22 protein-coding genes and 1 riboswitch are annotated in these 22556 nt (G+C 68.1%); of the genes, 7 read left to right on the forward strand and 15 right to left on the reverse strand.

Annotated features, from left to right (window positions below):
• Positions 1 to 146 precede the first annotated feature (146 nt).
• Genes ACN6M5_RS17855 through ACN6M5_RS17865 form a run of 3 tightly spaced genes read left to right on the forward strand, consistent with a single transcriptional unit; the run spans position 147 to position 2756 of the window.
• Complete coding sequence (locus ACN6M5_RS17855; protein WP_434951916.1) at positions 147 to 1073, forward strand: ABC transporter ATP-binding protein; 927 nt, start codon at positions 147 to 149, stop codon at positions 1071 to 1073.
• Positions 1070 to 1906, forward strand: coding sequence for an ABC transporter permease (locus tag ACN6M5_RS17860; protein ID WP_434951918.1), 837 nt, complete (start codon positions 1070 to 1072; stop codon positions 1904 to 1906). The genes ACN6M5_RS17855 and ACN6M5_RS17860 overlap by 4 nt, the downstream gene beginning before the upstream one ends.
• Positions 1907 to 1946: 40 nt before the next feature.
• Entirely contained in the window at positions 1947 to 2756 is an 810-nt protein-coding gene (locus tag ACN6M5_RS17865) for an ABC transporter permease (protein ID WP_434952439.1), read from the forward strand.
• A 14-nt stretch (positions 2757 to 2770) separates the two neighbouring features.
• Here the strand turns inward: ACN6M5_RS17865 and ACN6M5_RS17870 are convergent, their stop codons facing one another.
• Positions 2771 to 4168 carry an MFS transporter gene (locus ACN6M5_RS17870; protein WP_085369199.1) on the reverse strand — a complete coding sequence of 466 codons (1398 nt, stop codon included), beginning with the start codon at positions 4166 to 4168 and terminating at the stop codon, positions 2771 to 2773.
• A gap of 187 nt (positions 4169 to 4355) precedes the next feature.
• Here ACN6M5_RS17870 and ACN6M5_RS17875 point away from each other — a divergent pair, with 187 nt between their 5' ends.
• Positions 4356 to 4850, forward strand: coding sequence for a DUF2269 family protein (locus tag ACN6M5_RS17875; protein WP_085369198.1), 495 nt, complete (start codon positions 4356 to 4358; stop codon positions 4848 to 4850).
• A 106-nt stretch (positions 4851 to 4956) separates the two neighbouring features.
• On the opposite strand, the gene ribH is transcribed toward ACN6M5_RS17875, so the two are convergent.
• The 6 genes from ribH to ACN6M5_RS17905 all read right to left on the reverse strand — a co-directional run bounded on the left by ribH (position 4957) and on the right by ACN6M5_RS17905 (position 10498).
• Entirely contained in the window at positions 4957 to 5433 is a 477-nt protein-coding gene (ribH, locus tag ACN6M5_RS17880; RefSeq protein WP_434951921.1) for a 6,7-dimethyl-8-ribityllumazine synthase, read from the reverse strand.
• Entirely contained in the window at positions 5430 to 6698 is a 1269-nt protein-coding gene (ribA, locus tag ACN6M5_RS17885) for a GTP cyclohydrolase II (RefSeq protein WP_434951923.1), read from the reverse strand. Before ribA ends, ribH begins: the two co-directional genes overlap by 4 nt.
• Positions 6695 to 7336 (reverse strand): riboflavin synthase, encoded by a 642-nt coding sequence (locus ACN6M5_RS17890; RefSeq protein WP_434951925.1) that lies wholly within the window; start codon positions 7334 to 7336, stop codon positions 6695 to 6697. The genes ribA and ACN6M5_RS17890 overlap by 4 nt, the downstream gene beginning before the upstream one ends.
• Positions 7337 to 7338: 2 nt before the next feature.
• Positions 7339 to 8361: a bifunctional diaminohydroxyphosphoribosylaminopyrimidine deaminase/5-amino-6-(5-phosphoribosylamino)uracil reductase RibD gene (gene ribD / locus ACN6M5_RS17895; protein ID WP_434951927.1), complete on the reverse strand. Its 1023-nt coding sequence runs from the start codon at positions 8359 to 8361 to the stop codon at positions 7339 to 7341.
• Positions 8362 to 8451: 90 nt separating this feature from the next.
• Positions 8452 to 8612, reverse strand: a riboswitch (FMN riboswitch).
• A 52-nt stretch (positions 8613 to 8664) separates the two neighbouring features.
• Positions 8665 to 9516 carry an SDR family oxidoreductase gene (locus ACN6M5_RS17900; RefSeq protein WP_434951929.1) on the reverse strand — a complete coding sequence of 284 codons (852 nt, stop codon included), beginning with the start codon at positions 9514 to 9516 and terminating at the stop codon, positions 8665 to 8667.
• Positions 9517 to 9520: 4 nt separating this feature from the next.
• Positions 9521 to 10498 (reverse strand): sugar-binding transcriptional regulator, encoded by a 978-nt coding sequence (locus tag ACN6M5_RS17905; RefSeq protein WP_085369191.1) that lies wholly within the window; start codon positions 10496 to 10498, stop codon positions 9521 to 9523.
• Positions 10499 to 10621: 123 nt separating this feature from the next.
• Between ACN6M5_RS17905 and ACN6M5_RS17910 the strand changes: the two genes are divergently transcribed.
• From ACN6M5_RS17910 to glpK, 3 genes are all read left to right on the forward strand, one after another.
• Positions 10622 to 12364, forward strand: coding sequence for a glycerol-3-phosphate dehydrogenase/oxidase (locus ACN6M5_RS17910; protein WP_434951932.1), 1743 nt, complete (start codon positions 10622 to 10624; stop codon positions 12362 to 12364).
• A gap of 179 nt (positions 12365 to 12543) precedes the next feature.
• The gene (locus ACN6M5_RS17915) at positions 12544 to 13272 is read left to right on the forward strand and encodes an MIP/aquaporin family protein (RefSeq protein WP_247597407.1); all 729 of its coding nucleotides are present in this window, start codon (positions 12544 to 12546) and stop codon (positions 13270 to 13272) included.
• Between the two features lie 69 nt (positions 13273 to 13341).
• Entirely contained in the window at positions 13342 to 14862 is a 1521-nt protein-coding gene (gene glpK, locus ACN6M5_RS17920; RefSeq protein ID WP_085369188.1) for a glycerol kinase GlpK, read from the forward strand.
• Between the two features lie 68 nt (positions 14863 to 14930).
• Here the strand turns inward: glpK and ACN6M5_RS17925 are convergent, their stop codons facing one another.
• From ACN6M5_RS17925 to ACN6M5_RS17960, 8 genes are all read right to left on the reverse strand, one after another.
• Positions 14931 to 15665 carry an HAD family hydrolase gene (locus ACN6M5_RS17925; RefSeq protein WP_434951934.1) on the reverse strand — a complete coding sequence of 245 codons (735 nt, stop codon included), beginning with the start codon at positions 15663 to 15665 and terminating at the stop codon, positions 14931 to 14933.
• Positions 15662 to 16285 carry a GNAT family N-acetyltransferase gene (locus tag ACN6M5_RS17930; RefSeq protein ID WP_434951936.1) on the reverse strand — a complete coding sequence of 208 codons (624 nt, stop codon included), beginning with the start codon at positions 16283 to 16285 and terminating at the stop codon, positions 15662 to 15664. Before ACN6M5_RS17930 ends, ACN6M5_RS17925 begins: the two co-directional genes overlap by 4 nt.
• A gap of 9 nt (positions 16286 to 16294) precedes the next feature.
• Entirely contained in the window at positions 16295 to 17305 is a 1011-nt protein-coding gene (gene trpS, locus ACN6M5_RS17935) for a tryptophan--tRNA ligase (RefSeq protein ID WP_434951938.1), read from the reverse strand.
• A 34-nt stretch (positions 17306 to 17339) separates the two neighbouring features.
• The gene (locus ACN6M5_RS17940) at positions 17340 to 18176 is read right to left on the reverse strand and encodes an exodeoxyribonuclease III (RefSeq protein ID WP_434951940.1); all 837 of its coding nucleotides are present in this window, start codon (positions 18174 to 18176) and stop codon (positions 17340 to 17342) included.
• A gap of 9 nt (positions 18177 to 18185) precedes the next feature.
• Entirely contained in the window at positions 18186 to 19424 is a 1239-nt protein-coding gene (locus ACN6M5_RS17945) for a YihY/virulence factor BrkB family protein (RefSeq protein WP_434951942.1), read from the reverse strand.
• A gap of 89 nt (positions 19425 to 19513) precedes the next feature.
• A complete protein-coding gene (locus tag ACN6M5_RS17950) occupies positions 19514 to 20275 on the reverse strand; it encodes a succinate dehydrogenase iron-sulfur subunit (RefSeq protein ID WP_434951944.1) in 762 nt (253 codons plus the stop codon).
• Positions 20275 to 22077, reverse strand: coding sequence for a succinate dehydrogenase flavoprotein subunit (gene sdhA, locus ACN6M5_RS17955; RefSeq protein WP_085369181.1), 1803 nt, complete (start codon positions 22075 to 22077; stop codon positions 20275 to 20277). The genes ACN6M5_RS17950 and sdhA overlap by 1 nt, the downstream gene beginning before the upstream one ends.
• A 32-nt stretch (positions 22078 to 22109) precedes the next feature.
• Positions 22110 to 22556, reverse strand: coding sequence for a succinate dehydrogenase hydrophobic membrane anchor subunit (locus tag ACN6M5_RS17960; RefSeq protein ID WP_434951947.1), 447 nt, complete (start codon positions 22554 to 22556; stop codon positions 22110 to 22112).

Raw genomic sequence — 22556 nt, forward strand, 5'->3', positions numbered from 1 at the left:
GGAGGTTCGCAGCGTCGTGGGGGCGCCCGGGAAGCGCTCAGCGCGGAACGCTACTTCGACCGTACTTCCTGCGAACTGCTTGTTTGCCCAGATAGCCGGATTCGGGCCGCTCGCGATGTCGGCCGATCGGGCTATCGTGATGAACTATGCCAACGCCTGTCATCACCGCGAACAACCTCGTCAAGAAGTACAAGGAGTTCGCCGCCGTCAACGGCATCAGCTTCGAGGTCGCGCCCGGGGAGTCGTTCGGGCTGCTCGGCCCGAACGGCGCGGGCAAGTCGACCACGATGCGGATGGTCGGGGCGGTCTCAACGCGCACGGGCGGTGAGCTGAGCATCCTGGGCCTCGACCCGAACAGCCACGGGCCGGAGATCCGGTCGCAGCTGGGGGTCGTCCCGCAGGCGGACAACCTCGACACCGAGCTCCGGGTGCGCGACAACCTCATCGTCTACGGCCGGTACTTCGGCCTTCCGGGCGCCCGCGTGCGCAAGCGGGCAGACGAACTGCTGGCGTTCGCGCAGCTGGAGGACAAGGCGAAGTCCAAGGTCGACGACCTCTCCGGCGGCATGAAGCGGCGCCTCACCATCGCACGCGCGCTCATCAACGACCCGCGCATCCTGTTGCTGGACGAGCCGACCACCGGCCTCGACCCGCAGGCGCGACACATCCTCTGGGACCGCCTGTTCCGGCTCAAGGAGCAGGGAACGACGCTCGTGCTCACCACGCACTACATGGATGAGGCCGAGCAGCTCTGCGACCGGCTGGTGGTCGTGGACAAGGGCAGCATCATGGCGGAGGGCTCTCCGGCGTCGCTCATCCGCGAGTACTCCTCGCGCGAGGTGCTGGAGGTGCGGTTCGGGTCCGACCGCAACAGCGAGGTGGCCGAGCGGCTCGACGGCATCGGGGAGCGCATCGAGGTGCTGCCCGACCGCATCCTGGTCTACAGCGACGACGGCGAGGCGGAGCTGGTGCGCATCACCGAGCGCGGCCTGCACCCGATCACCAGCCTGGTGCGGAGGTCCAGCCTCGAAGACGTGTTCCTCCGGCTCACCGGCAGGAGCCTGATCGAATGACGACGACAGCAGGCACAGCCCCGGATGCGCAGCTCGCCATCGCGGCCGCCGTCAAGCCGCGCAGATTCGGGGCGTGGTACGTCGCGGAGCACCGCTTCCGCGTGATGCGCTCCTACCTGCAGACGGTGCTGATGACCGCCATCGGCTACCCGCTGCTCTACCTCTTCGCGATGGGCGTCGGCCTCGGCAGCCTGGTCAGCAAGAACCTGGGGGAGCAGGGCGTCGACGGGGTCAGCTATCTCGCGTTCGTCGCGCCGGCACTCCTCTGCACGGCCGCGGTCACGATCGCGAGCGAGGAGTTCACATACCCGGTGATGCTCGGCTTCAAGTGGAACCCGACGTTCTACGGCATGAACGCCGCCCCGATCGCCGCCGGCCAGATCATCGACGGGCTGGTGATCTCGGTGGTCGCTCGCCTGTTCACCGCCAGCATCATCTACTACGTGGTGATGGTGCTGTTCGGCGCCGTCCCGTCCGCCGCCGGGTTCCTCGCCATCCCGGTCGCCGTGCTCGCGGGCGTCGCGTTCGGCGTCCCGGTGATGACGTACGTGGCAACGCTCGAACAGGACACGGGGCAGCTCGCGCTGGTGATGCGCTTCGTGCTGCTGCCGATGACCCTGTTCTCCGGCACCTTCTTCCCGCTCACCGCGATGCCCCCCTTCCTGCAGTGGATCGGCTGGCTGTCCCGCTCTGGCACGCCTCGGAGCTCGCCAGGGTGTTCACCTACGGCATGGCGGAACCGCTCTGGCTCACGATCACGCACGTGCTCTATCTGGTCGCCCTGTTCGTCGTGTTCTGGATGTGGACCCGCCGGATCGCGTCGAGGAGGCTGAACAAGTGAGCGGCCAGAGGCAGACCACCGCCGACGAGCCGCTGATCGCGACCGTGGCGCACACCAGGCCGCTGAGCGCGCTCTACGCGGGGAACGCATCCAGTGTCATGCAGCGCGGCTGGCTCGCCACCCGCAGCACCAACTGGCTCGTGATCGTCTCCGGGTTCTTCGAGCCGATCTTCTACCTGCTGTCGCTCGGCGTCGGCCTCGGGGCGATGGTCGGGCAGGTGACGACGTCGTCCGGGCAGGAGGTCGGATACGCGGCGTTCATCGCCCCGGCGCTCCTGGCGACGGCGGCGATGAACGGCGCGGTCTACGACTCCACCTGGAACGTGTTCTTCAAGATGCACTTCGCGAAGCTCTACGAGGGGATGCTCTCCACCTCGCTCGGCCCGCTCGACGTGGCTCTCGGCGAGATCCTGCTCGCGCTCGCGCGCGGGGCGCTCTACGCTCTCGGCTTCATGCTGGTGATGCAGGTGCTCGGGCTCAACCTGTCGTGGTGGGCGATCCTCGCGCTGCCCGCCGTGCTGCTGATCGCGTTCGGCTTCGCCAGCTTCGGGATGGGCATCACCAGCTACATGAAGACCTTCCAGCAGATGGACTGGATCAACTTCGTCATGCTGCCGATGTTCCTGCTCTCGGCCACGTTCTACCCGATCACGGTGTACCCGCCGGCGATCCAGGTGGTCATCCAGGCTCTCCCGCTCTGGCACGGCGTCGAACTGGTCCGCAGCCTGACCACCGGCGCCGTCGACGCCGGCCTGCTCTGGCACGTGCTCTACTTCGTGGTGATGATCGTGCTCGGGCTCATCCTGACCACGCGGCGGCTGCGCGCGCTGTTCCTGGACTAGCCGCCGCGCCGCCGCTACGACACGTTCTCGTTGAAGTCCACGTCCTTCGTCTCCTTGCTGAGGAACAGCGCGATCAGCGTCAGCACTCCGGCGAGGGACAGGTAGACGCCGACCCAGACCGTCGAGCCGTGCGCCATCGTCCACAGCCAGACGGCGATGGTCGGTGCGACGGCCGCGCCGAGCACGCTGGCCAGGTTGTACGCGATGGCAGAGCCGGTGTAGCGCACATTGGTGGGGAACAGTTCGGGCAGCTGGGCGCCCATCGGGCCGAAGGTGAGGCCCATCAGGGTGAAGCCGACGATGAGCAGGGCCATCGTGCCGACGAAGCCGCCTCCGAACAGCGGGACGAACAGCAGGCCGAAGACGATGATCCCGAGCGTCACCCAGATCAGCGTCTTGCGGCGGCCGTAGCGTTCGGCGAGCGGTCCGGCCACCAGGGTGAAGATTCCGAAGAACACGACACCGACGATGAGCATGATGAGGAACTCGTTGCGGGTGTAACCGAGGCCGGGGACGAAGGCGGCGGGATCGAACGCCTTGCCCGCCTTCTCCGCCGCCGCGCGGGCGGACGCCTCGGTGGCGGCCGTCGTGCCGTATGTGAGGGTGAACGCGGTCATCAGGTAGAACAGCACGTAGGTGGCCAGCATGATGAACGTGCCGAGGATGATCTGGTACCAGCTGGTCTTGAACACGCGGGCGAGCGGCAGCTTGGCGACCTCGCCGGTGTCGACGACCTTCTGGAACGCGGGGGTCTCGACGAGTTTGAGCCGCACGTACAGGCCGACGATCACCAGGATGGCGCTGAGCAGGAACGGCACACGCCAGCCCCACGCGCTGAACGCCTCCGGGCTCATCGAGAGGTTGAGGACCAGGAACAGCAGGTTGGCGATGATGAAGCCGATCGGGGCGCCGAGCTGCGGGAACGTGCCGTAGATCGCGCGCTTGCCCGCCGGTGCGTTCTCGGTCGCCAGCAGGGCGGCACCACTCCACTCGCCGCCGAGGCCGAGCCCCTGGCAGAAGCGCATGATCACGAGGAGGAACGGCGCCCAGAACTCCCAGCCCGGCACCTGAGCGGTGGGAAGGCAGCCGATGAGGACGGTCGCGATGCCCATCGTCAGCAGCGAGCCGACGAGGGTGCCCTTGCGGCCGATCCTGTCGCCGAAGTGCCCGAACAGGATGGAGCCGACCGGGCGCGCGATGAAGGCGACGCCGAAGACGGCGAACGACGCGAGCAACGCGGTGGTCGGGTCTTCGTTCGTGAAGAACAGGGCGGGGAACACCAGGACGGCGGCGGTCGCGTAGACGTAGAAGTCGTAGAACTCGATCGACGTGCCGATGAGGCTGGCGAGGATGACGCGGCCGCGCGTGTTCGCTGGTGCGGCTGGTGGGGTGACGGAGGCCGTCGAAGACATGGGGGTGCTACTTCCGGGGTGCGTGACGAACAGTGAACGATGCTGTGGATGCGGGCGTCGGTCGGGCGTCTCGCGAACTCGTGAGCAGAAAATCGGTGGGTACGGCGCTTGTGGCGCCCCTCCACCATACGTCGGAGCCGCGGCAGGCCAGAAACCGGGCGACAGACCGCATCGCTACGCTGGAGGCATGGATACTCTGTTCGCTGTTCTGCACGTCGTGTCTGCCGTCTTCATCGTCGGCCCGATGGCCATCCTCCCGATGACCGCCATGCGCGCCGTCCGCGCCGGAAACGCGGGACAGGTGACCACCCTGGCGAAGTCGACCAACATCTTCTCGCTGCTGTCGCTGCTCGTGGTCGTCTTCGGCTTCGGCGTGATGGGGATGTCCGACCCGAAGTACAAGACCTCGGTCACGACGCCCTGGATCCTGTGGTCGATCATCGCCTACGTCATCGCCCTCGGCCTGACGCTGTTCGTGGTCGTTCCGGCCATGAAGCGCGCGGCCGAAGCGCTCGAGGTTCGTGCGACATCCGGTGCACCAGCCGCCGTCGCGGCCGGGCAGACCCCGGCGGCCGAGGCCGCCGACCTGTCCTCCCGCGGCTACCCGGCGATCGCGGCAGGGTCCGGTGTCGCCTCGCTGCTGCTCGTGCTCGTCGTCGTGCTCATGGTCTGGAAGCCGTAGCGCGCAATCCCTTCGCCCGAGATGCCACTATCTGTCGCGCATCCCGGGCGTTTCGCCGCAGTTACTGGCATCTCGCCGCCGGAGGGGGCGAGCCTGTGGATGAGGGTCAGGCGCGCAGGGCCCGGAGGGTCAGCGCCGTGCTGAGCGCGGCGTGCGCCGCCTCCGCGCCCTTGTCCTCGCGCGAGCCGGGCAGGCCGGCCCTGTCGATGCCCTGCGCCTCGTCGTCGAGCGTCAGCACGCCGAAGCCGACCGGCTTGCCGGTGTCGATGGCGACCCGGGTGAGCCCGTCCGTCGCAGCGGACGACACGTACTCGAAGTGCGGCGTGCCACCCCGGATGATGACACCGAGGGCGACAACGGCATCCGCACCGGACTCCAGTGCGGCCTTGCTCACCACCGGCAGCTCGAAGCTGCCGGGCACGCGCACCAGCGAGAACGTCGCTCCCGACGCCTCCAGCGTGCGCTGGGCTCCCGCGATGAGGCCGTCGGTGATCTGGTCGTGCCAGGTCCCGGCGACGATGACCACGTTCAGACCGGTTCCGTCGACGGTCTCTTCGGCGTTCGGGGCTCCCGCTCCGCTCATCGTGCTGTCCTTTCGGCTGTCTGCTCTGCAGGGGTGAAAAGGTGACCCATGCGGTCACGCTTGGTTTCGAGGTATCCCTCGTTGAAGGTGCCGACGCCCACGACGAGCGGCACGCGCTCCTCGACGGCGATGCCGTGCTCTTCGAGCTGGCGCACCTTCTCCGGGTTGTTGGTGAGCAGGCGCACCGACTGGATGCCGAGCTCCTGCAGGATCGCCGTGGCTGCACCGTAGTCTCGGGCGTCGATCGGCAGGCCGAGGGCGAGGTTCGCATCCAGGGTGTCGAGACCCTCCTCCTGCAGCTTGTACGCGCGCAGCTTGTTGATGAGCCCGATGCCCCTGCCCTCGTGACCGCGCAGGTAGACGACCACGCCGCCCTCCCGCTGGATCGTGTCGAGCGCAGCGTCGAGCTGCGGACCGCACTCGCACTTGAGCGAGCCGAACGCCTCGCCGGTGAGGCACTCGGAGTGCACCCGCACCAGTGTTCCGGATGCGCTGGGCTGGCCGGACACGATGGCCACGTGGTCGGCGCCGGTCATCCTGTCGCGGTATGCGCGCATTTTGAACGAGCCGTGCGTGGTCGGCACCGTGGTCTCGACCTCGAAGATCACCCGCGAGGTCTCTGGGATCGGGGTGACCGTCTCGAGCTGCTGGTCGCAGTGGAACTCCTGCAGGTAGGCGATCAGCGCCTCGATGGTGATGACGAGCACGCCCTCGCGCTCGCCCAGCTCGATCAGCCCGGGCAGGCGCATCATCTCGCCGTCGTCCGCGACGATCTCGGCGATGGCTCCCACCGGGGTGAGGCCGGCGAGCTTCAGCAGGTCGACCGCAGCCTCGGTGTGGCCGTCGCGCTCCCGCACGCCGCCGTCGACGGCGCGCAGGGGCAGGATGTGGCCCGGCCGGTGCAGGCTGGCCGGCACGGAGTCGAGGTCGGCGAGGACGCGCAGCGTGTGGGCGCGGTCCGCGGCGCTGATGCCGGTGCTGAGCCGGTCGGCCGCATCCACGCTCACCGTGTAGTTGGTGCCGCGCGAGTCCTCGTTGGTGGCGACCATCACCGGCAGGTCGAGCCGGTCGGCGATCTCGTTGGTCATCGGTGCGCAGATGAAGCCGGACGAGTTCTTGACCGTCCAGGCGATCCACTCCTGGCTGGCCAGCTCTGCGGCGAGGATGACGTCGCCCTCGTTCTCGCGGCTCTCGTTGTCCGCGACGATGACCGGGCGGCCGGCGCGCAGTTCGCTCAAGGCCTGGGGGATGGTGGCGAGGCTCATGATGCGCTCCGTTCGGGTTCTGCTGTCAGTGGTCCGTAGCCCAGGCCGAGCATCCGCTCGACGTGCCTGGCCACGATGTCGGTCTCGATGTTGACGCGGTCGCCGACGACGCGCTCGCCGAGGGTGGTGGCCGCGAGCGTCTCCGGGATGAGGGACACCTCGAACCAGCCGTCGTCGATGGTCCCTCCGACCTCGCTCACCGTGAGCGAGACGCCGTCGATGGCGATCGAGCCCTTGCGGGCGACGAGCGGCGCGTGCTCCGGGTCGAGGCTGAGCCGCACGACGCGCCAGGCGCTGCCGTCCGTGATGGCGATGACCTCCGCCGTTCCGTCGATGTGGCCCTGCACGATGTGGCCGCCGAGGCGGTCGCCCACCTGGGCTGCGCGCTCGAGGTTGACCGTGCGGCCGGGCTGGACGCCGTCCAGGGTGCTCATCGCGAGGGTCTCCGCCATGACGTCCGCCGTGAACGTCTCCGCATCCTGGTCGATGACGGTGAGGCAGACGCCGCTGACCGAGATCGAGTCGCCGTGCTTCGCGTCGCTGACGGCGATGGGTCCGCGCACGGTGATCCGTGCCGCGTCGTCGCCGAGGTCGACGGCGACGATCTCGCCCAGCTCTTCGATGATTCCGGTGAACATGCTCAGTTGCCTTCTCTCTGTGACTGCTCTGGATGCTGCCGTTCCGGCACGGCCTGGACGAACAGGTCGGCCCCCAGCTGCTCGATCGAGTGGATGCGCAGCAGCCGCTGCTCGGAGATCGTCCCCACCCCGATGTCCCCGATGGCGACCTTGCTGCCGCCGAGCAGGGTGGGCGCGAGGTAGATGGCGTACTCGTCGACGAGTCCGGCCTCGATGAACGCGCTCGCGAGCGTCGGCCCTCCCTCGACGTACACCCGGCGGAAGCCGCGCTGGTGCAGGTCGGCGACCACGTCGTGCACGTCGTGCGTCCCCTCGAAGATCACCGGGTTGGGGTGCCGGAAGACCGCCGCGTCCTTGGGCACGGCGCGCATCCCGACCACGACGGGGGTGGGCTGGGTGCGCAGGAGTTCTCCGGCGTCTCCGCGGGCGGTGAGGCTGGGGTCGTCGGCGAGCACGGTGCCTGTGCCGACCACGATGGCGTCCGACGCCTCGCGCTGCTCGTGCACGCGCTGCCGGGCAGCAGCACCGGTGATCCAGGTGCTCGTGCCGTCGTCGGCCGCCGCGCGGCCGTCGAGGCTGCTCGCCCACTTGACCGTGATGTACGGGCGGCCGAGGCGCGCGGCCGTGAGCCAGTCGCCGAGGAACGCCTCGACCTCGTCGGCGAGCACACCGCCGATCACCTCGACGCCGGCCTCGCGCAGCCGCGCGGCTCCTCCGCTGGAGGAGTGGCCGGGGTCGGTGGCCGCGTAGACGACCCGTGCGACGCCCGCCTCGATGAGGGCCTCCGAGCACGGACCGGTGTGGCCCCAGTGGTTGCACGGTTCGAGGGTGACGACGGCCGTCGCGCCGGCGGCTTCTCCTTCGCCGAGCTTGGAGAGCGCATCCACTTCGGCGTGCGGGGTGCCGACGCCGCGGTGCCAGCCTTCGGCGATGGTCGCGCCTGCTGCGTCGAGGATCACGCAGCCGACCCGCGGGTTCACACCCGTGGCCGGCCCGTTGTGAGCGAGTTCGATGGCGGTTCTCATCGCCGCGTCCCACGTCATCCCAGATCGGTCCTGTCTCTTGTAGCGAGACGTGTGCCGGGGTCGCGTGGCCGGCGACCGCATGCGGCCGCCACCCGTGCTGCCTCCCATCCGGACTGAGTGGCCAGGCGTTGCCTGACCCCATTACCGTCGGTGCCGGAGTTTCACCGGCTCAACAGTGCTGCGCTCTCACGCAGCCCCGCTCGCGGACTATCACCGCCGGTTCGGACTTTCACCGACCCCGGAGCACGTTTGTGTTCTGAGTCTAGTCAACGCCTCGGTGTGCGGACTATTCCCGTCGCACTGTTACGCGGGCTGCTGCGCGATCCAGCCCGCCGTGAGCGTCTGCACGGCCGACCCGTCGAGGTCCGCGAGCTTCACGCCTGCGAAGCGCTTCGCCGCCTCGGAGGGCTGCACCCTGGCAGCGGGATGCTCGTCGGCGAGCAGCGCGACGATCACGTCGGCGACGCCGTCGGGAGTCTGCGCGTTCGCCGGGTCGAACGCCGCGGCCGTCCTCGCGAGGTACGCGTCGAACAGGGGACGGTACGGGGAGTCGGCGGCCGGCGCGGAGCTGCCTGCACCGACGTTCGCGACGAACTCGGTCGTGACGGCGCCAGGCTCGATGACGGTCACGCGCACGCCGAGCGCTCCGGCCACCGGGGTCAGCGACTCCATGAACCCCTCGACGGCGAACTTCGCGGCGCAGTACGCCTCGTTGAACGGCTGGCCGACCACTCCGCCGACGCTCGAAACGGTCAGCACCCGGCCTCCCGTCTCGCGCAGCATCGGCATGGCCGCCTTCGTCACGGCGACGACGCCGAAGAAGTTGACCTCCATCACGTCGCGCACCTCTTGGACGGACTCGTCCTCGATCGTGCCGACGTGGCCGGAGCCCGCGTTGTTGAGCAGCACATCCAGTCGTCCGTGCTCCGACCGGATGTGCGCGAAGCAGGCGTCGATGGATGCAGGGTCCGTCACATCCAGGGCGTGCACGTCGAGCGTCACCCCTGCTTCTGCGGCGGCGGCGTCCAGCGGTCCGCGCTTGGCGAGGTCGCGCATGGTGGCGACGACGGTGTGGCCGGCGCGGGCCGCCGCGATGGCGGAGGAGCGGCCGATGCCGGTGGAGGTGCCGGTGATGAGCAGGACGGATGCGGTCATGTGCTCAGTCTCGCAGCGAAACCAGTGCGCGGGCAGTCCCTTCGTCCACGATCAGGTCGGTGATGAGCTCGGCGGAGAGCGCACCGCGGAGGCTGTGCACCTTGGACGGCCCCGACACGACGCAGACGCGGCGCGGCACGCGCTTGATCAGGTCGATGTCCGGCCCGCTCGCCCGTTCGTTCAGCGGGATGCCGTGGTGGCTGCCGTCTTCGCGGAAGAACACGGTGGCCACGTCGCCGACCACGCCGGACTCGTCGAGGGATGCGTAGTCGGCCTGGTCGAGGTAGCCGCCGGCGTAGACGTGCGAGCGCACCTCGGAGAACGGGGAGCCGAGGCCGAAGATCGCCACATCCATCCGCTCCTGGATGTCCAGGATGCGCCGGGTGCTGCGCTCGCGCCACATCGCCGTCTTGGTCTGCGGGTCGTCGAACAGGGCGGGCACGGGGAACTCCTGGATCGTGCCGGAGAAGGTGTCGCCGAAACGGCGCAGGATCTCCGACGCATAGAGCACACCGGTCGTGTACGTGTTGCCCGCCCCGTTCAGCTGCACGAATTCCAGGTTGTGCAGGTCTTTCGGGATGAGGTGCCTGCTGAGGGCGCTCATCGTGGACCCCCAGGCGATCCCGACGGTCTGGTTGGAGTCGATGAACCTGTCGAGAATCCGTGCAGCCGAGATGGCGACCCGCTCCAGCCTGTCCACGTCGCTGATGGCGCTCGGCATCGGCACGATGTGCGCAGCGATGCCGTAGCGCTCGTGGATGTCCTGCTGGATGCGCGTCGCCCCCTCGTGCGGGGTGGCGATCTGGATGGTGACCAGCCCGGAGGCGCGGGCGTAGCTGAGCAGGCGGGAAACGCTGGACCGCGAGGTGTGCATCTCGTGGGCGATGGCTTCCATCGTCAGGTCCTGCATGTAGTAGAGGTGGCCGGCTTTGAGAGCGTCGCGGGTCTTCTCCGGCAGGTTCTCGGTGTCGTTGGTGGGCATTCGGGTGTCGTCTTCTCTCGTCGAGCTGCGGTTGCACGTATGTGCAGCCAGCTTGAACAAAGTGTCCGGGCATCGAAAACTATAGCTGGCAGAAATCCGCCCCGAGGAAAAACAGGAGTAGCCGTGGCAACGAAGTCGAACGCAACCCGCACCGAGGTCGAACGACTTCGCGAACGCCCGAACGCCAGGGTGCTCGTCATCGGCGGTGGCATCAACGGCCTCGGCACCTTCCGCGACCTGGCCCTGCAGGGCATCGACGTGATCCTCGTCGAGCGCAACGACTTCGTCTCCGGAGCGTCCGCAGCGTCGAGCCACATGATCCACGGCGGCGTCCGCTACCTGGAGAACGGCGAGTTCCGGCTGGTCAAGGAGTCGGTGACCGAGCGCAACGGCCTGCTCAAGATCGCGCCGCACTACGTCAAGCCGCTGCAGACCACCATCCCGATCTTCTCCACCTTCTCGGGCATCCTGGCCGCCCCGCTGCGCTTCCTCACCCACAAGCAGGGGAAGCCGAAGGAGCGCGGCGCGTTCCTCATCAAGACCGGCCTGACGATCTACGACTCGTTCTCGCGCGACGGAGGCAGCGTGCCCCGTCACCAGTTCTCCGGCAAGAAGAGGTCGCTGGAGACCCAGCCGGAGCTGAACCCCGGCATCAAGTACACCGCGACGTACTTCGACGCCAGCGTCCACGACCCGGAGCGCCTGGCCCTGGATGTGCTGGCCGACGGTCTCGCGGCCGGCCCGCAAGCCCGCGCGGCCAACTACGTCGAGGCGATCGGCACGCGCGACGGGGGAGTGCTCGTCCGCGACCGCGAGACGGGCGAGGAGTTCAGCATCGTCGCCGACGTGGTCGTGAACGCGTCCGGTCCGTGGACAGACCTCACCAACGCAGCGCTCGGCCGCAGCACGGAGTTCATGGGAGGCACGAAGGGCTCGCACATCGTCCTCGACAACCAGGAACTGCTCGAGGCGTGCAAGGGCCGCGAGATGTTCTTCGAGAACAACGACGGCCGCATCGTGCTGATCTACCCGCTCAAGGGCCGCGTCATGGTCGGCACCACCGACCTCGAAGCGGACATGTCCGAGCGCGCCGTGTGCACCGAGGACGAGATCGACTACTTCATCGAGCTGGTCTCGCACGTTTTCCCAACGATCCCGGTGACCCGTTCGCAGATCGTCTACAGCTTCTCCGGCGTCCGCCCGCTGCCGCACCACGACGACACCGCCCCCGGTTTCGTCTCGCGTGACTACCGCATCGTCCCCGGCACCATCGACGGCCTCGGCTCCACCGCGGTCCTCAGCCTGGTGGGCGGCAAGTGGACGACGTTCCGCGCGCTGAGCGAGCACCTGGCCAACGAGACCCTGGATGCGCTCGGCGCGTCCCGCAGGGTGTCCACCGCCGGTCTCGCCATTGGTGGAGGCGCCGGCTTCCCGTCGACTCCCGCGGCGGAGCGCGACTGGGTGGCCAGGTACGGCGCAGACGTGGGTGCCGAGCGCGCATCCCAGCTGCTGCACCGCTACGGCACCAAGGCGACGTACGTGATCGACGCCATCGCGGGCAGCGACGACGACGACACCCGCCTCGCCGGGGCGCCGGACTACTCGCGCGCAGAGATCGACTACCTGGTGCGCACCGAGCACGTCGCGCACCTCTCCGACGTCTTCCTGCGCCGCACCAGCATCGCGTTCGTCGGCGGAATCAGCGGCGGTCTCGTGCGCGAGGTGGGCGAAATCGTGGCGAACGCACTCGGATGGTCGCCAATTCGGCGGTCTGAGGAGGAAGATGCATTCATAGCGGAACTCGCCGACGCCCACCGGGTGCACCTCGAGTCGGAGGACGGCAGCGAAGCCGCGGCGCTCCGATGATGCACGAACGTGCATAGCACGGTTCTTGTCACGGTGGGCTGGCGCTAATAGCGTTCAATTGCCCACCCTGACGAGAACCACACCACATCGCACAACAGGGTGCGGGTCAACTGAACAACTGGAAGGTCAACGTGGACAATATCGGTGTAGATTTCCTGTCGGAGTTGGTGGGCACGGCGATGCTCGTCCTCCTCGGTACCGGCGTCGTGGCGAACGTCGCACTCATCAAGAACAAGGGCTTCAACGGCGGGTTCCTGATGGTGAACATCGGCTGGGGCCTCGCGGTCTTCGCTGGTGTGATCGTTTCCTACAACTCCGGCGCCCATCTGAACCCCGCTGTGACGCTCGGACTTGTCGCCAACGGCGCCAAGGCCTTCGGCTCCGCCGCCGCGCACACGCTGGTTCCGGTGAACTTCGGTGTCGTGGCCTTGTACATCCTGGCTCAGCTGATCGGTGCCATCATCGGCGCCGTCCTCACCTGGCTGGCGTACAAGAAGCACTTCGACGAGGAGCCTGAGCCCGCCAACAAGCTCGGCGTCTTCTCGACCGGCCCGGCGATCCGCAGCTACGCGTGGAACCTCGTGACGGAGATCATCGGCACCTTCGTGCTGGTGTTCGTGGTGATCGCGTTCGGTCACCAGCCCGGCCAGGCCGCCGGTCTCGCCGCCCTCGGTGCTCTGCCCGTCGCCCTCCTGGTGATCGGCATCGGCGCCAGCCTCGGTGGCCCGACCGGATACGCCATCAACCCTGCCCGTGACCTCGGTCCGCGCATCGCGCACGCGATCCTGCCGATCAAGGGCAAGGGCTCGAGCGACTGGTCGTACTCCTGGGTGCCCGTCGTCGGCCCGATCATCGGCGGTCTCCTCGCCGGCTGGCTCGGCATCATCCTGCTCCCCATCCTCAAGTAATACCCGCGGGCCGATCCGGAAACGGATCGGCCCGCGTCAGTCCCACCCCCCAAAACAAAGGAGTTACCTATGGCCGAGTACGTTGTCGCCATCGATCAGGGCACGACCAGTACCCGTGCGATCATCTTCGACAAGTCCGGGTCGATCGTCTCGACCGGTCAGCTGGAGCACGAGCAGATCTTCCCGAAGGCCGGCTGGGTCGAGCACAACCCCGTCGAGATCTGGAACAACACCCGCGAGGTGATCGGCCAGGCTCTGTCGAAGGCGGACCTCACCCGTCACGACATCGCTGCTGTCGGCATCACCAACCAGCGCGAGACCGCGGTGGTCTGGGACAAGAACACCGGCGAGCCCGTCTACAACGCCATCGTCTGGCAGGACACCCGCACCCAGCCGATCGTGGACCGCCTGGCGGCCGACGGCGGCGTCGAGCGCTTCAAGCCGATCGTCGGCCTTCCGCTGGCGACCTACTTCTCCGGCACCAAGATCGTCTGGATCCTGGAGAACGTCGAAGGCGCACGCGAGCGCGCGGAGGCCGGGGACCTGCTCTTCGGCACCACGGACTCGTGGGTGCTCTGGAACCTGACCGGCGGCCCGGACGGCGGTGTGCACGCCACCGACGTGACGAACGCCTCCCGCACCCTGTTCATGGACCTGGAGACGCTGAGCTGGCGCGACGACATCCTCGAGGTGTTCGGCGTCCCGAAGTCGATGCTCCCGGAGATCAAGAGCTCCTCCGAGGTCTACGGCCAGGTCGAGCCGTCCAGCCTGCTCCGCGAGGTGCCGGTCGCCGGCATCCTCGGCGACCAGCAGGCGGCCACGTTCGGCCAGGCCGCGTTCGACACCGGCGAGTCCAAGAACACCTACGGCACGGGCAACTTCCTCATCTTCAACACGGGTGAGGAGATCGTCCACTCGAAGAACGGTCTGCTGACGACGCTGGGCTACAAGCTCGGCGACGCGAAGCCGCACTACGCCCTCGAGGGTTCCATCGCCGTCACCGGTTCGCTGGTGCAGTGGCTCCGTGACAACCTGGGCATCATCTCGAGCGCCCCGGAGATCGAGGAGCTGGCGAAGACGGTCGAGGACAACGGCGGAGCGTACTTCGTTCCGGCGTTCTCCGGTCTGTTCGCGCCGTACTGGCGGTCGGATGCGCGCGGTGCGCTCGTCGGCCTCACCCGGTACGTCAACAAGGGACACATCGCCCGCGCCGCCCTGGAGGCCACGGCCTTCCAGACCCGCGAGGTGCTGGACGCCGTCAACGCGGACTCCGGCGTCGACCTCACCGAGCTGAAGGTGGACGGCGGCATGATCGCCAACAACACCCTGATGCAGTTCCAGGCCGACATCCTCGGCGTCCCCGTCATCCGCCCGGTCGTCGCGGAGACGACCGCACTGGGTGCCGCGTACGCCGCCGGTCTCGCGACGGGCTTCTGGGAGAACCTGGACGACCTGCGCAAGAACTGGCAGGAGGACAGCCGCTGGGAGCCGAAGATGGATGCGGACGAGCGCGACCGTCAGCTCCGCCTCTGGAAGAAGGCCGTCACGAAGACCTTCGACTGGGTCGACGAAGACGTGCAGAACGCCTAGTCAGCACCACCACGACGAACGCCGCCCGGCTCAGCCGGGCGGCGTTCTCGCGTTCAGGGGCGTTCAGTTCAGGGGGCGAGCAGCGCCGGCAGCTCGGCGAGCGACCGGATGCGCAGCACACCGGCCGCCGCGGCGTCCGCAGCGTCCTCCGGCGACTGTGCGTCGCCGGTGCGGTCGAGCCAGACCCCGGTGAGGCCGGCGCGGGCGGCGCCGATCGCGTCGGTGCGCAGGCGGTCGCCGACGTACGCGGCGTCGGACGGCGCGACGCCGAAGACCTCGCAGGCGTGCAGGAAGATGGCCGGATCCGGTTTCACGACGCCGAGTTCCCCGGACGCGATCACGTGCTCGACGCGCTGGTCGAGGGCCACGGTCGTCACCTTGCGCGTCTGGAACGCCAGGTCGCCGTTGGTGATGAGCCCGAACCGCACGCCGGGGACGCGCTCGGTCAGCGTGTCCAGGCACGGCAGCGCGTCGTCGTGCAGGGCCCAGCTCTCCACGTAGTGCTCGAAGTACGTCGCGAACCACACGCTCGCCGCAGCGTCGTCGAGGGCGATGCCGTGACGGGCGGCGAAGTCGCGGGCGCGCGCCTGGCGCTGCCCTTCGAAGTCGAGCTGCCCGGCGAGGTAGGAGTGGTAGTGCGTCTCCTCCAGCTGGTGCCAGTATGCGACCGTCGTGGCCGCATCCAGGGCGCCGTAGGGCTCTCCCAGGGCGGCGACGTGCCGCTGGATGCCGCGGGCGACGGCAGCCCGGTGGGCGAACAGGGTGTCGTCCAGGTCGAACAGCACGACGGACGGAGCGGTCACGAGCCGTCCGCGTGAACGTAGGTGGCGTCCGGCCAGTCGCCCGCCTGCTCGCGCGGGTCGTCCGGCAGCAGGGCGGCCTGCCAGTCGTCGAGCCTGGCGCCGCGCTGGATGCCTCCCGCACGTCGCGTGCCCTCGAACCGGAACCCGGCGCGCCGGGCGACGGATGCGCTGGCGGCGTTGCCGACGAACGCCCGCCACACCAGCCGCGCGAGCCCGAGGCCGCCGGGGGCTGCCGCGAGCGCGTGATCGACCACGAGCGAAACGGCGGCGCTCATGAGGCCGCGGCCCCTGGCCTCCGGCGCCAGCCAGAAGCCGATCTCGCCCTCACCGTGGTGGATGTCGTCCACCCCGATCATGCCCAGCAGTGGGCCGTCCGCCGTCTCGCGGATCGCCCAGGTGCACGAGCTGCCCGCTGTCCACCCCGCAGGGACGATGTCGAGCACGAACGTCTCCGCGTCGCCCCGCGTGTACGGAGACGGCACCGTCGTCCAGTGCGCGATCGCCGGGTCGGAGCACAGCTCGGCCACCCGGTCGATGTCGGAGGCGCCCGGCACGGAGAGCACGACACGCGAGCCCGTCAGGACGACGGGCTCACGCGAGTTCGTCTCTGCGCTCGTCACGGTGATCCCTCAGCGTGCTCGGCGCAGGAAGCCGACGCGGTCGTACACGGCCGCCAGGGTGGCCTCGGCGATCTCCTCCGCCCGCTGGGCGTTCCTGGCCAGGATGCGGTCGAGCTCTGCCGGGTCGGCCAGCAGATCGAGGGCGCGCTCGCGGATCGGCGAGAACGTCTCGACGACCACCTCGGCCAGCCCCTTCTTGAAGTCCCCGTAGCCCTTGCCGTCGTACTCCACCTCGATGGACTCGATGCTGCGGCCGGAGAGCGAGGAGTAGATCGTCAGCAGGTTGGAGATGCCCGGCTTGCCGTCGCGGTCGAAGGACACGACGCCGTCGGTGTCCGTCACAGCGCGCATGATCTTCTTCTGCGTGACCTTCGGCTCGTCGAGCAGCCACACCACCCCGGCGTGCGACTCCGCGGACTTCGACATCTTGGCCGTCGGGTTCTGCAGGTCGTAGATGCGGGCGCTCTCCTTGAGGATCATCGCCTGCGGCACGACGAACGTCTCCCCGAACCGGCTGTTGAAGCGCTCGGCCAGATCGCGGGTGAGCTCGACGTGCTGGCGCTGGTCGTCGCCGACCGGGACGACCTCGGCACCGTAGAGCAGGATGTCAGCCGCCATCAGCACCGGATAGGCGAACAGCCCGACCGAGGTGGCCTCCGCGCCCTGCTTGGCCGACTTGTCCTTGAACTGGGTCATCCGCGACGCCTCACCGAAGCCGGTGATCGTGTTGAGCACCCAGGCGAGCTCCGCGTGGGCGGGGACGTGCGACTGCACGTACAGGGTGGATGCGGACGGGTCGATGCCGGCCGCGATGTACTGCGCGGCGGTCCTGCGGGTCTTCTCGCGCAGTTCCGTCGGCTCCTGCGACACCGTGATGGCGTGCATGTCGACGACGGAGAAGAAGGCGTCGTGCGTGGTCTGCAGTTCTTTCCACTGCAGCAGCGCGCCGATGTAGTTGCCGAGCTGCAGGGAGTCTGCGGATGGCTGCATGCCCGAATAGAGGCGGGGGAGTGTTGTCATGGTGTGTCCTTGAAAGCTCAGTGTGGGAGGCGGGTCAGATGGCGTAGTCGACGACCACGGGAGTGTGGTCGGACCATCGCTCGTCGTACGCCTCTGCGCGGTCGACCGCGTAGTGCTTCACCGTGGCCGCCAGCGCGGGGGTGGCCAGCTGGTAGTCGATGCGCCAGCCGGTGTCGTTGTCGAACGCCTGCCCGCGCCACGACCACCAGGTGTACGGTCCGTCGACCTCTCCTGCCCACTTGCGCCCGACGTCGACCCAGCCGAGGCCGCCGCCCGCGTTGTAGTCGTCGTCGCCCTCCGCGCCGATGAAGCGGTCGAAGTACGCGCGCTCCTCGGGGAGGAAGCCGGCGCGCTTGACGTTGCCCTTCCAGTTGCGGATGTCGAGCGTGCGGTGCCCGACGTTGAGGTCGCCGAGCACGACCGCGTACTCGCTGTGCTTCTGCAGCTCGGGGAGGCGGGCCTCCATCGCATCCAGGAATTTGTACTTCTCGACCTGCTTGGGGGAGTCCGCCTCACCGGAGTGGACGTAGGTGCTCACCACCGTGATGATCGAGCCGCCGACCTCGTAGTCCGCTTCGAGCCAGCGCCCAGCGCTGTCGAAGTCCTCTGCTCCGAGCTCCACCCGGTGGATGGATGCGCGGTGCCTGCTCGCGATCGCGACCCCGGCCCGGCCCTTGGCCGTGGCAGGGTCGTGCAGGATGTCCCACTCCTCGCCGAGCAGCGCCTGGATGTCTTCCGTGGAGGCGCGCACCTCCTGGATAGCGAGGATGTCGACGTCGCGCGTGTCGAGCCACGCCCCCATGCCCTTGCGGAAGGCGGCGCGGATGCCGTTGGTGTTGATCGTGGCGATACGCACGGGCTTCGAAGGCATGGATCAAGCCTACCGGGGACGACCGACGGTCCCCTCGTCGAGCACGTCGTTGAGCTCGTTCTGGGCCCGTTCGACCGCCCGCTGCGCGCGCAGCCGGCCGAGCCATTTCGCGGAGGCGAGCTCCCGCTTCGCCTGCTCCAGCTCCGCCTTGGCGACGACGACGCGCGCGCTGTGCTCCTCCGCCGCCTTCTCCGCCGCCGCCTGCTCGGGGGTGACCATGCGCGGGGAGAGGCCCCTGTCGAACATCCCGACGGCGATCCAGGATGCGGACAGCAGCATCACGCGGGAGACGAAGTTGAACCAGATCAGCAGACCGATGAACACGGCGAAGGTCGCCAGCAGCGGGTTCTTCGTCGCGCCGTTGAAGAACACGCCGGCGAGGGTGCTCAGCCCGGCCAGGGTCAGGCTGCCGAGCAGGGTGCCGAAGAAGAGGTTGCGCCACGGCACGGCCACCCGGGCGAGCACCCGGAACATCGCCCCGAGCGTGACGATGTTGAGCAGCACGGAGACGAACAGCCCGGAGACCCGTGTCACCAGATTGGTCCAGAACGAGTCGGTGAGACCGAACAGATCGAGCACGAAGCTCAGGGCTTCGGTGCTGACGATGGTGAGCACCGCCGAGATCAGCAGCACGACGCCGAACATCAGCGCGAGGCCGAGGTCGCGGATCTTCTGCAGCACGTAGTTGGTGGTGTCCCGGGAGAGACCGAACACCGCGCGGACGGCCTGCCTGGTGTAGTACAGCCAGCCGATGGCGGTCCAGATCAGGCCGATGGCGGCGATGATGCCCGTCCAGCCGAACGAGGTCGCGCCCTCCAGCTGCGACAGCTGGATGGCGCCGGGGTGGCCGTTCACTGCGATGAGGCCGGGGATGGCGCGGTTGATCACGTCGGTCAGCGCACTCAGAACATCCGGGTTGCTCGTCAGCCAGATCCCGGCCACCGAGAACGCCACCCAGATCGCGGCGAACACCGCGAACAGCGACTGGTAGCCCATCCCGGCGGCGCGCAGGTTGCCGTCGCTGTACGAGAAGTTCATGTAGACGCGGTAAGGCCGCAGCGCCTTCACCCACTTGGCCCAGATCGTGACCCGCGCGACCGGCCGTTCGAGCCGCTCGCGGAGCGGTTCGGTCGCCTCGGTGATCCGGTCCTTCAGCGACTCGGACTCCGGCTCGATCGTGCCCTCCGCGCGCTGCAGTGCCCGGTCGGGACGCACAGGCGCGACGTCCCGCTTCGACTTCTTGGCCACGGTGTCAGCTTATCGACCGCCAGATTCCAAGAACTGCGCGATTTCCGGGTGGAAATCGCGCAGTTCCTGGTGTTTCGTTCTGCTGCTCGTTACGGCTTACCGCGCATGATCGCCTGCTTGACCTCGGCGATGGCCTGGGTCACCTGGATGCCACGCGGGCACGCGTCGGTGCAGTTGAAGGTGGTGCGGCAGCGCCACACGCCTTCCTTGTCGTTGAGGATGTCGAGACGCACCTGCGCGTTGTCGTCGCGGGAGTCGAAGATGAAGCGGTGCGCGTTGACGATCGCGGCGGGGCCGAAGTACTGGCCGTCGGTCCAGAACACCGGGCAGGACGAGGTGCACGCCGCGCACAGGATGCACTTGGTGGTGTCGTCGAAGCGCGCGCGGTCCGCGACGGACTGGATGCGCTCCTTGTCCTTCGGGGGAGTGCTGTTCGCGACCAGGAAGGGCTGCACCTCGCGGTAGGAGGCGAAGAACGGCTCCATGTCGACGATGAGGTCCTTCTCGAGCGGCAGGCCCTTGATCGCCTCGACGTAGATGGGCTTCGAGATGTCGAGGTCTTTGATCAGTGTCTTGCAGGCGAGGCGGTTGCGGCCGTTGATGCGCATGGCGTCCGACCCGCAGATGCCGTGCGCGCAGGAGCGGCGGAAGGTCAGCGACCCGTCCTGCTCCCACTTGATCTTGTGCAGCGCGTCCAGGATGCGGTCGGTCGGGAACATCTCGACGTCGAAGTCCTGCCAGCGCGGCTCCGTGTCCACATCCGGGTCGAAACGCCGGATGATCAGGGTCACGGTGAACGACTGGATCGGCGCCTCGGGTGCGGGCGGAGTCTCGAGCGCGGCGTTCGACATCAGTACTTCCTCTCCATCGGCTGGTAGTTGGTCACGACGACCGGCTTCCAGTCGAGACGAATGTGGTCGGCGGCGTCGGACGAGTGGGGGTCGCCCGACAGGTAGGCCATGGTGTGCTTCATGTAGTTCTCGTCGTCGCGCTTGGGGTAGTCGTCGCGCATGTGGCCGCCACGGCTCTCCTGGCGGTTACGGGCGGAGAAGACGACGACCTCGGCGAGGTCGAGCAGGAAGCCCAGCTCGACGGCCTCGAGCAGGTCGGTGTTGAACCGCTTGCCCTTGTCCTGCACGACGATGTTGCGGTACCGGTCGCGCAGCTCGTGGATGGTCTGGGTGACCTTCGCGAGGGACTCGTCGGTGCGGAACACCTGAGCGTTCTTGTCCATCTCGTCCTGCAGCTCCTTGCGGATGGCTGCGATGCGCTCGGTGCCGGTCCCGTTGCGGAGACCGTCGATCATGTCGCGGACGGCCTTGGCCGGGTCGGCGGGGAGCGGGACGGCGGTGGCGGTCTTGACGTACTCGACCGCGTTGTTGCCCGCGCGCTTGCCGAACACGTTGATGTCGAGGAGCGAGTTGGTGCCCAGACGGTTGGAGCCGTGCACGGACACGCAGGCGCACTCGCCGGCGGCGTAGAGGCCGGGGACGACGGTGGTGTTGTCGCGGAGGACCTCTGCCGCCGTGTTGGTCGGGATGCCGCCCATCGCGTAGTGCGCCGTCGGCATCACGGGAACCGGCTCGACGACGGGGTCGACGCCCAGGTATGTGCGTGCGAACTCGGTGATGTCCGGGAGCTTGGTCTCCAGGACCTCTGCGCCCAGGTGGGTGCAGTCGAGGAGCACGTAGTCCTTGTGCGGGCCTGCACCGCGGCCCTCCGCCACCTCCTGGACCATGCAGCGGGCGACGATGTCGCGCGGCGCGAGGTCTTTGATGGTGGGGGCGTAGCGCTCCATGAAGCGCTCACCGCTGGCGTTGCGGAGGATCGCGCCCTCACCGCGCGCACCCTCGGTGAGGAGGATGCCGAGCCCGGCGAGGCCGGTCGGGTGGAACTGGAAGAACTCCATGTCTTCCAGCGGGAGCTTCTTGCGCCAGATGATGCCGACGCCGTCACCCGTGAGGGTGTGGGCGTTGGACGTGGTCTTGTAGATCTTGCCGAATCCGCCGGTCGCGAAGATGATCGCCTTCGAGTGGAAGACGTGCAGCTCGCCGGTGGCCAGCTCGTACGCGACGACGCCGGCCGGCTGGTCGACCCCGTCCACCTCGTTCATGATCACGTCGAGGACGTAGAACTCGTTGAAGAAGTTGATGCCGAGCTTGACGCAGTTCTGGAACAGCGTCTGCAGGATCATGTGGCCGGTGCGGTCCGCCGCGTAGCAGGCGCGGCGCACAGGGGCCTTGCCGTGGTCACGGGTGTGACCGCCGAAGCGGCGCTGGTCGATCTTGCCCTCTGGCGTCCTGTTGAACGGCAGGCCCATGTTCTCGAGGTCGATGACCGCGTCGATGGCCTCCTTGGCGAGGATCTCCGCCGCGTCCTGGTCGACGAGGTAGTCGCCGCCCTTGACGGTGTCGAAGGTGTGCCACTCCCAGCTGTCCTCCTCCACGTTCGCCAGCGCAGCGGCCATGCCGCCCTGCGCTGCTCCCGTGTGGGAGCGGGTGGGGTAGAGCTTGGAGATCACCGCGGTCCTGGCGTGCGGTCCGGCTTCGATGGCGGCGCGCATCCCCGCCCCGCCTGCTCCGACGATGACGATGTCGAACTCGTGATAGTGGACGCCGTCGATGACGGTCGATTCAGAGGTTTCAGTTGTCACAGCGTTTTCCGTAGTCGTTGGCTACTAGGTGATTACTTGACCGGGCAGAACGACGGCAGAAGATCGGCCGGAGCGCCTGCAGGGCACGGTTCGAAGGTGAAGATCACGAGGGTTCCGAGGACGACCAGCACCACGACGGCCGCCAGGATGGCGCCCTTCAGGATGCGGTTGACCACACGGTTGTGCGAGTAGTCGTTGACCAGGGTGCGCATCCCGTTGCCGCCGTGGATCATCGCGAGCCAGAGCATCAGCAGGTCCCAGACCTGCCAGAACGGGGTGGCGTACTTGCCGCCGATGAAGGCGAAGTCGATCTGCTTGACGCCCTCGCCCATGACAAGGTTCACGAACAGGTGCCCGAAGATGAGGATGATCAGCACCAGGCCGGACGCCCGCATGTAGATCCAGCCCCACTTCTCCCAGTTGACGCCCTTCTTGCGGGCGGGACGGGACGGGGTGCGGGGAGCTTCGATGGTCGTCAT

It is taken from the genome of Leifsonia araucanica (genome assembly GCF_051161895.1).
GTDB lineage: Bacteria > Actinomycetota > Actinomycetes > Actinomycetales > Microbacteriaceae > Leifsonia.

Bases quoted from the DNA above. Each gene is read 5' to 3' on its own strand.
- ACN6M5_RS17890 (WP_434951925.1), bottom strand. From the start codon at position 7,336: ATGTTCACCGGAATCATCGAAGAGCTGGGCGAGATCGTCGCCGTCGAC.
- ACN6M5_RS17940 (WP_434951940.1), bottom strand. From the start codon at position 18,176: ATGCCTTCGAAGCCCGTGCGTATCGCCACGATCAACACCAACGGCATC.
- ACN6M5_RS17950 (WP_434951944.1), bottom strand. From the start codon at position 20,275: ATGTCGAACGCCGCGCTCGAGACTCCGCCCGCACCCGAGGCGCCGATC.
- ACN6M5_RS17915 (WP_247597407.1), top strand. From the start codon at position 12,544: ATGCTCGTCCTCCTCGGTACCGGCGTCGTGGCGAACGTCGCACTCATC.
- glpK (WP_085369188.1), top strand. From the start codon at position 13,342: ATGGCCGAGTACGTTGTCGCCATCGATCAGGGCACGACCAGTACCCGT.
- ACN6M5_RS17900 (WP_434951929.1), bottom strand. From the start codon at position 9,516: ATGACCGCATCCGTCCTGCTCATCACCGGCACCTCCACCGGCATCGGC.
- ACN6M5_RS17960 (WP_434951947.1), bottom strand. From the start codon at position 22,556: ATGACGACCATCGAAGCTCCCCGCACCCCGTCCCGTCCCGCCCGCAAG.
- ACN6M5_RS17905 (WP_085369191.1), bottom strand. From the start codon at position 10,498: ATGCCCACCAACGACACCGAGAACCTGCCGGAGAAGACCCGCGACGCT.
- trpS (WP_434951938.1), bottom strand. From the start codon at position 17,305: ATGACAACACTCCCCCGCCTCTATTCGGGCATGCAGCCATCCGCAGAC.
- ACN6M5_RS17870 (WP_085369199.1), bottom strand. From the start codon at position 4,168: ATGTCTTCGACGGCCTCCGTCACCCCACCAGCCGCACCAGCGAACACG.
- ribA (WP_434951923.1), bottom strand. From the start codon at position 6,698: ATGAGCCTCGCCACCATCCCCCAGGCCTTGAGCGAACTGCGCGCCGGC.
- ACN6M5_RS17860 (WP_434951918.1), top strand. From the start codon at position 1,070: ATGACGACGACAGCAGGCACAGCCCCGGATGCGCAGCTCGCCATCGCG.
- ACN6M5_RS17875 (WP_085369198.1), top strand. From the start codon at position 4,356: ATGGATACTCTGTTCGCTGTTCTGCACGTCGTGTCTGCCGTCTTCATC.
- ribH (WP_434951921.1), bottom strand. From the start codon at position 5,433: ATGAGCGGAGCGGGAGCCCCGAACGCCGAAGAGACCGTCGACGGAACC.
- ribD (WP_434951927.1), bottom strand. From the start codon at position 8,361: ATGAGAACCGCCATCGAACTCGCTCACAACGGGCCGGCCACGGGTGTG.
- ACN6M5_RS17855 (WP_434951916.1), top strand. From the start codon at position 147: ATGCCAACGCCTGTCATCACCGCGAACAACCTCGTCAAGAAGTACAAG.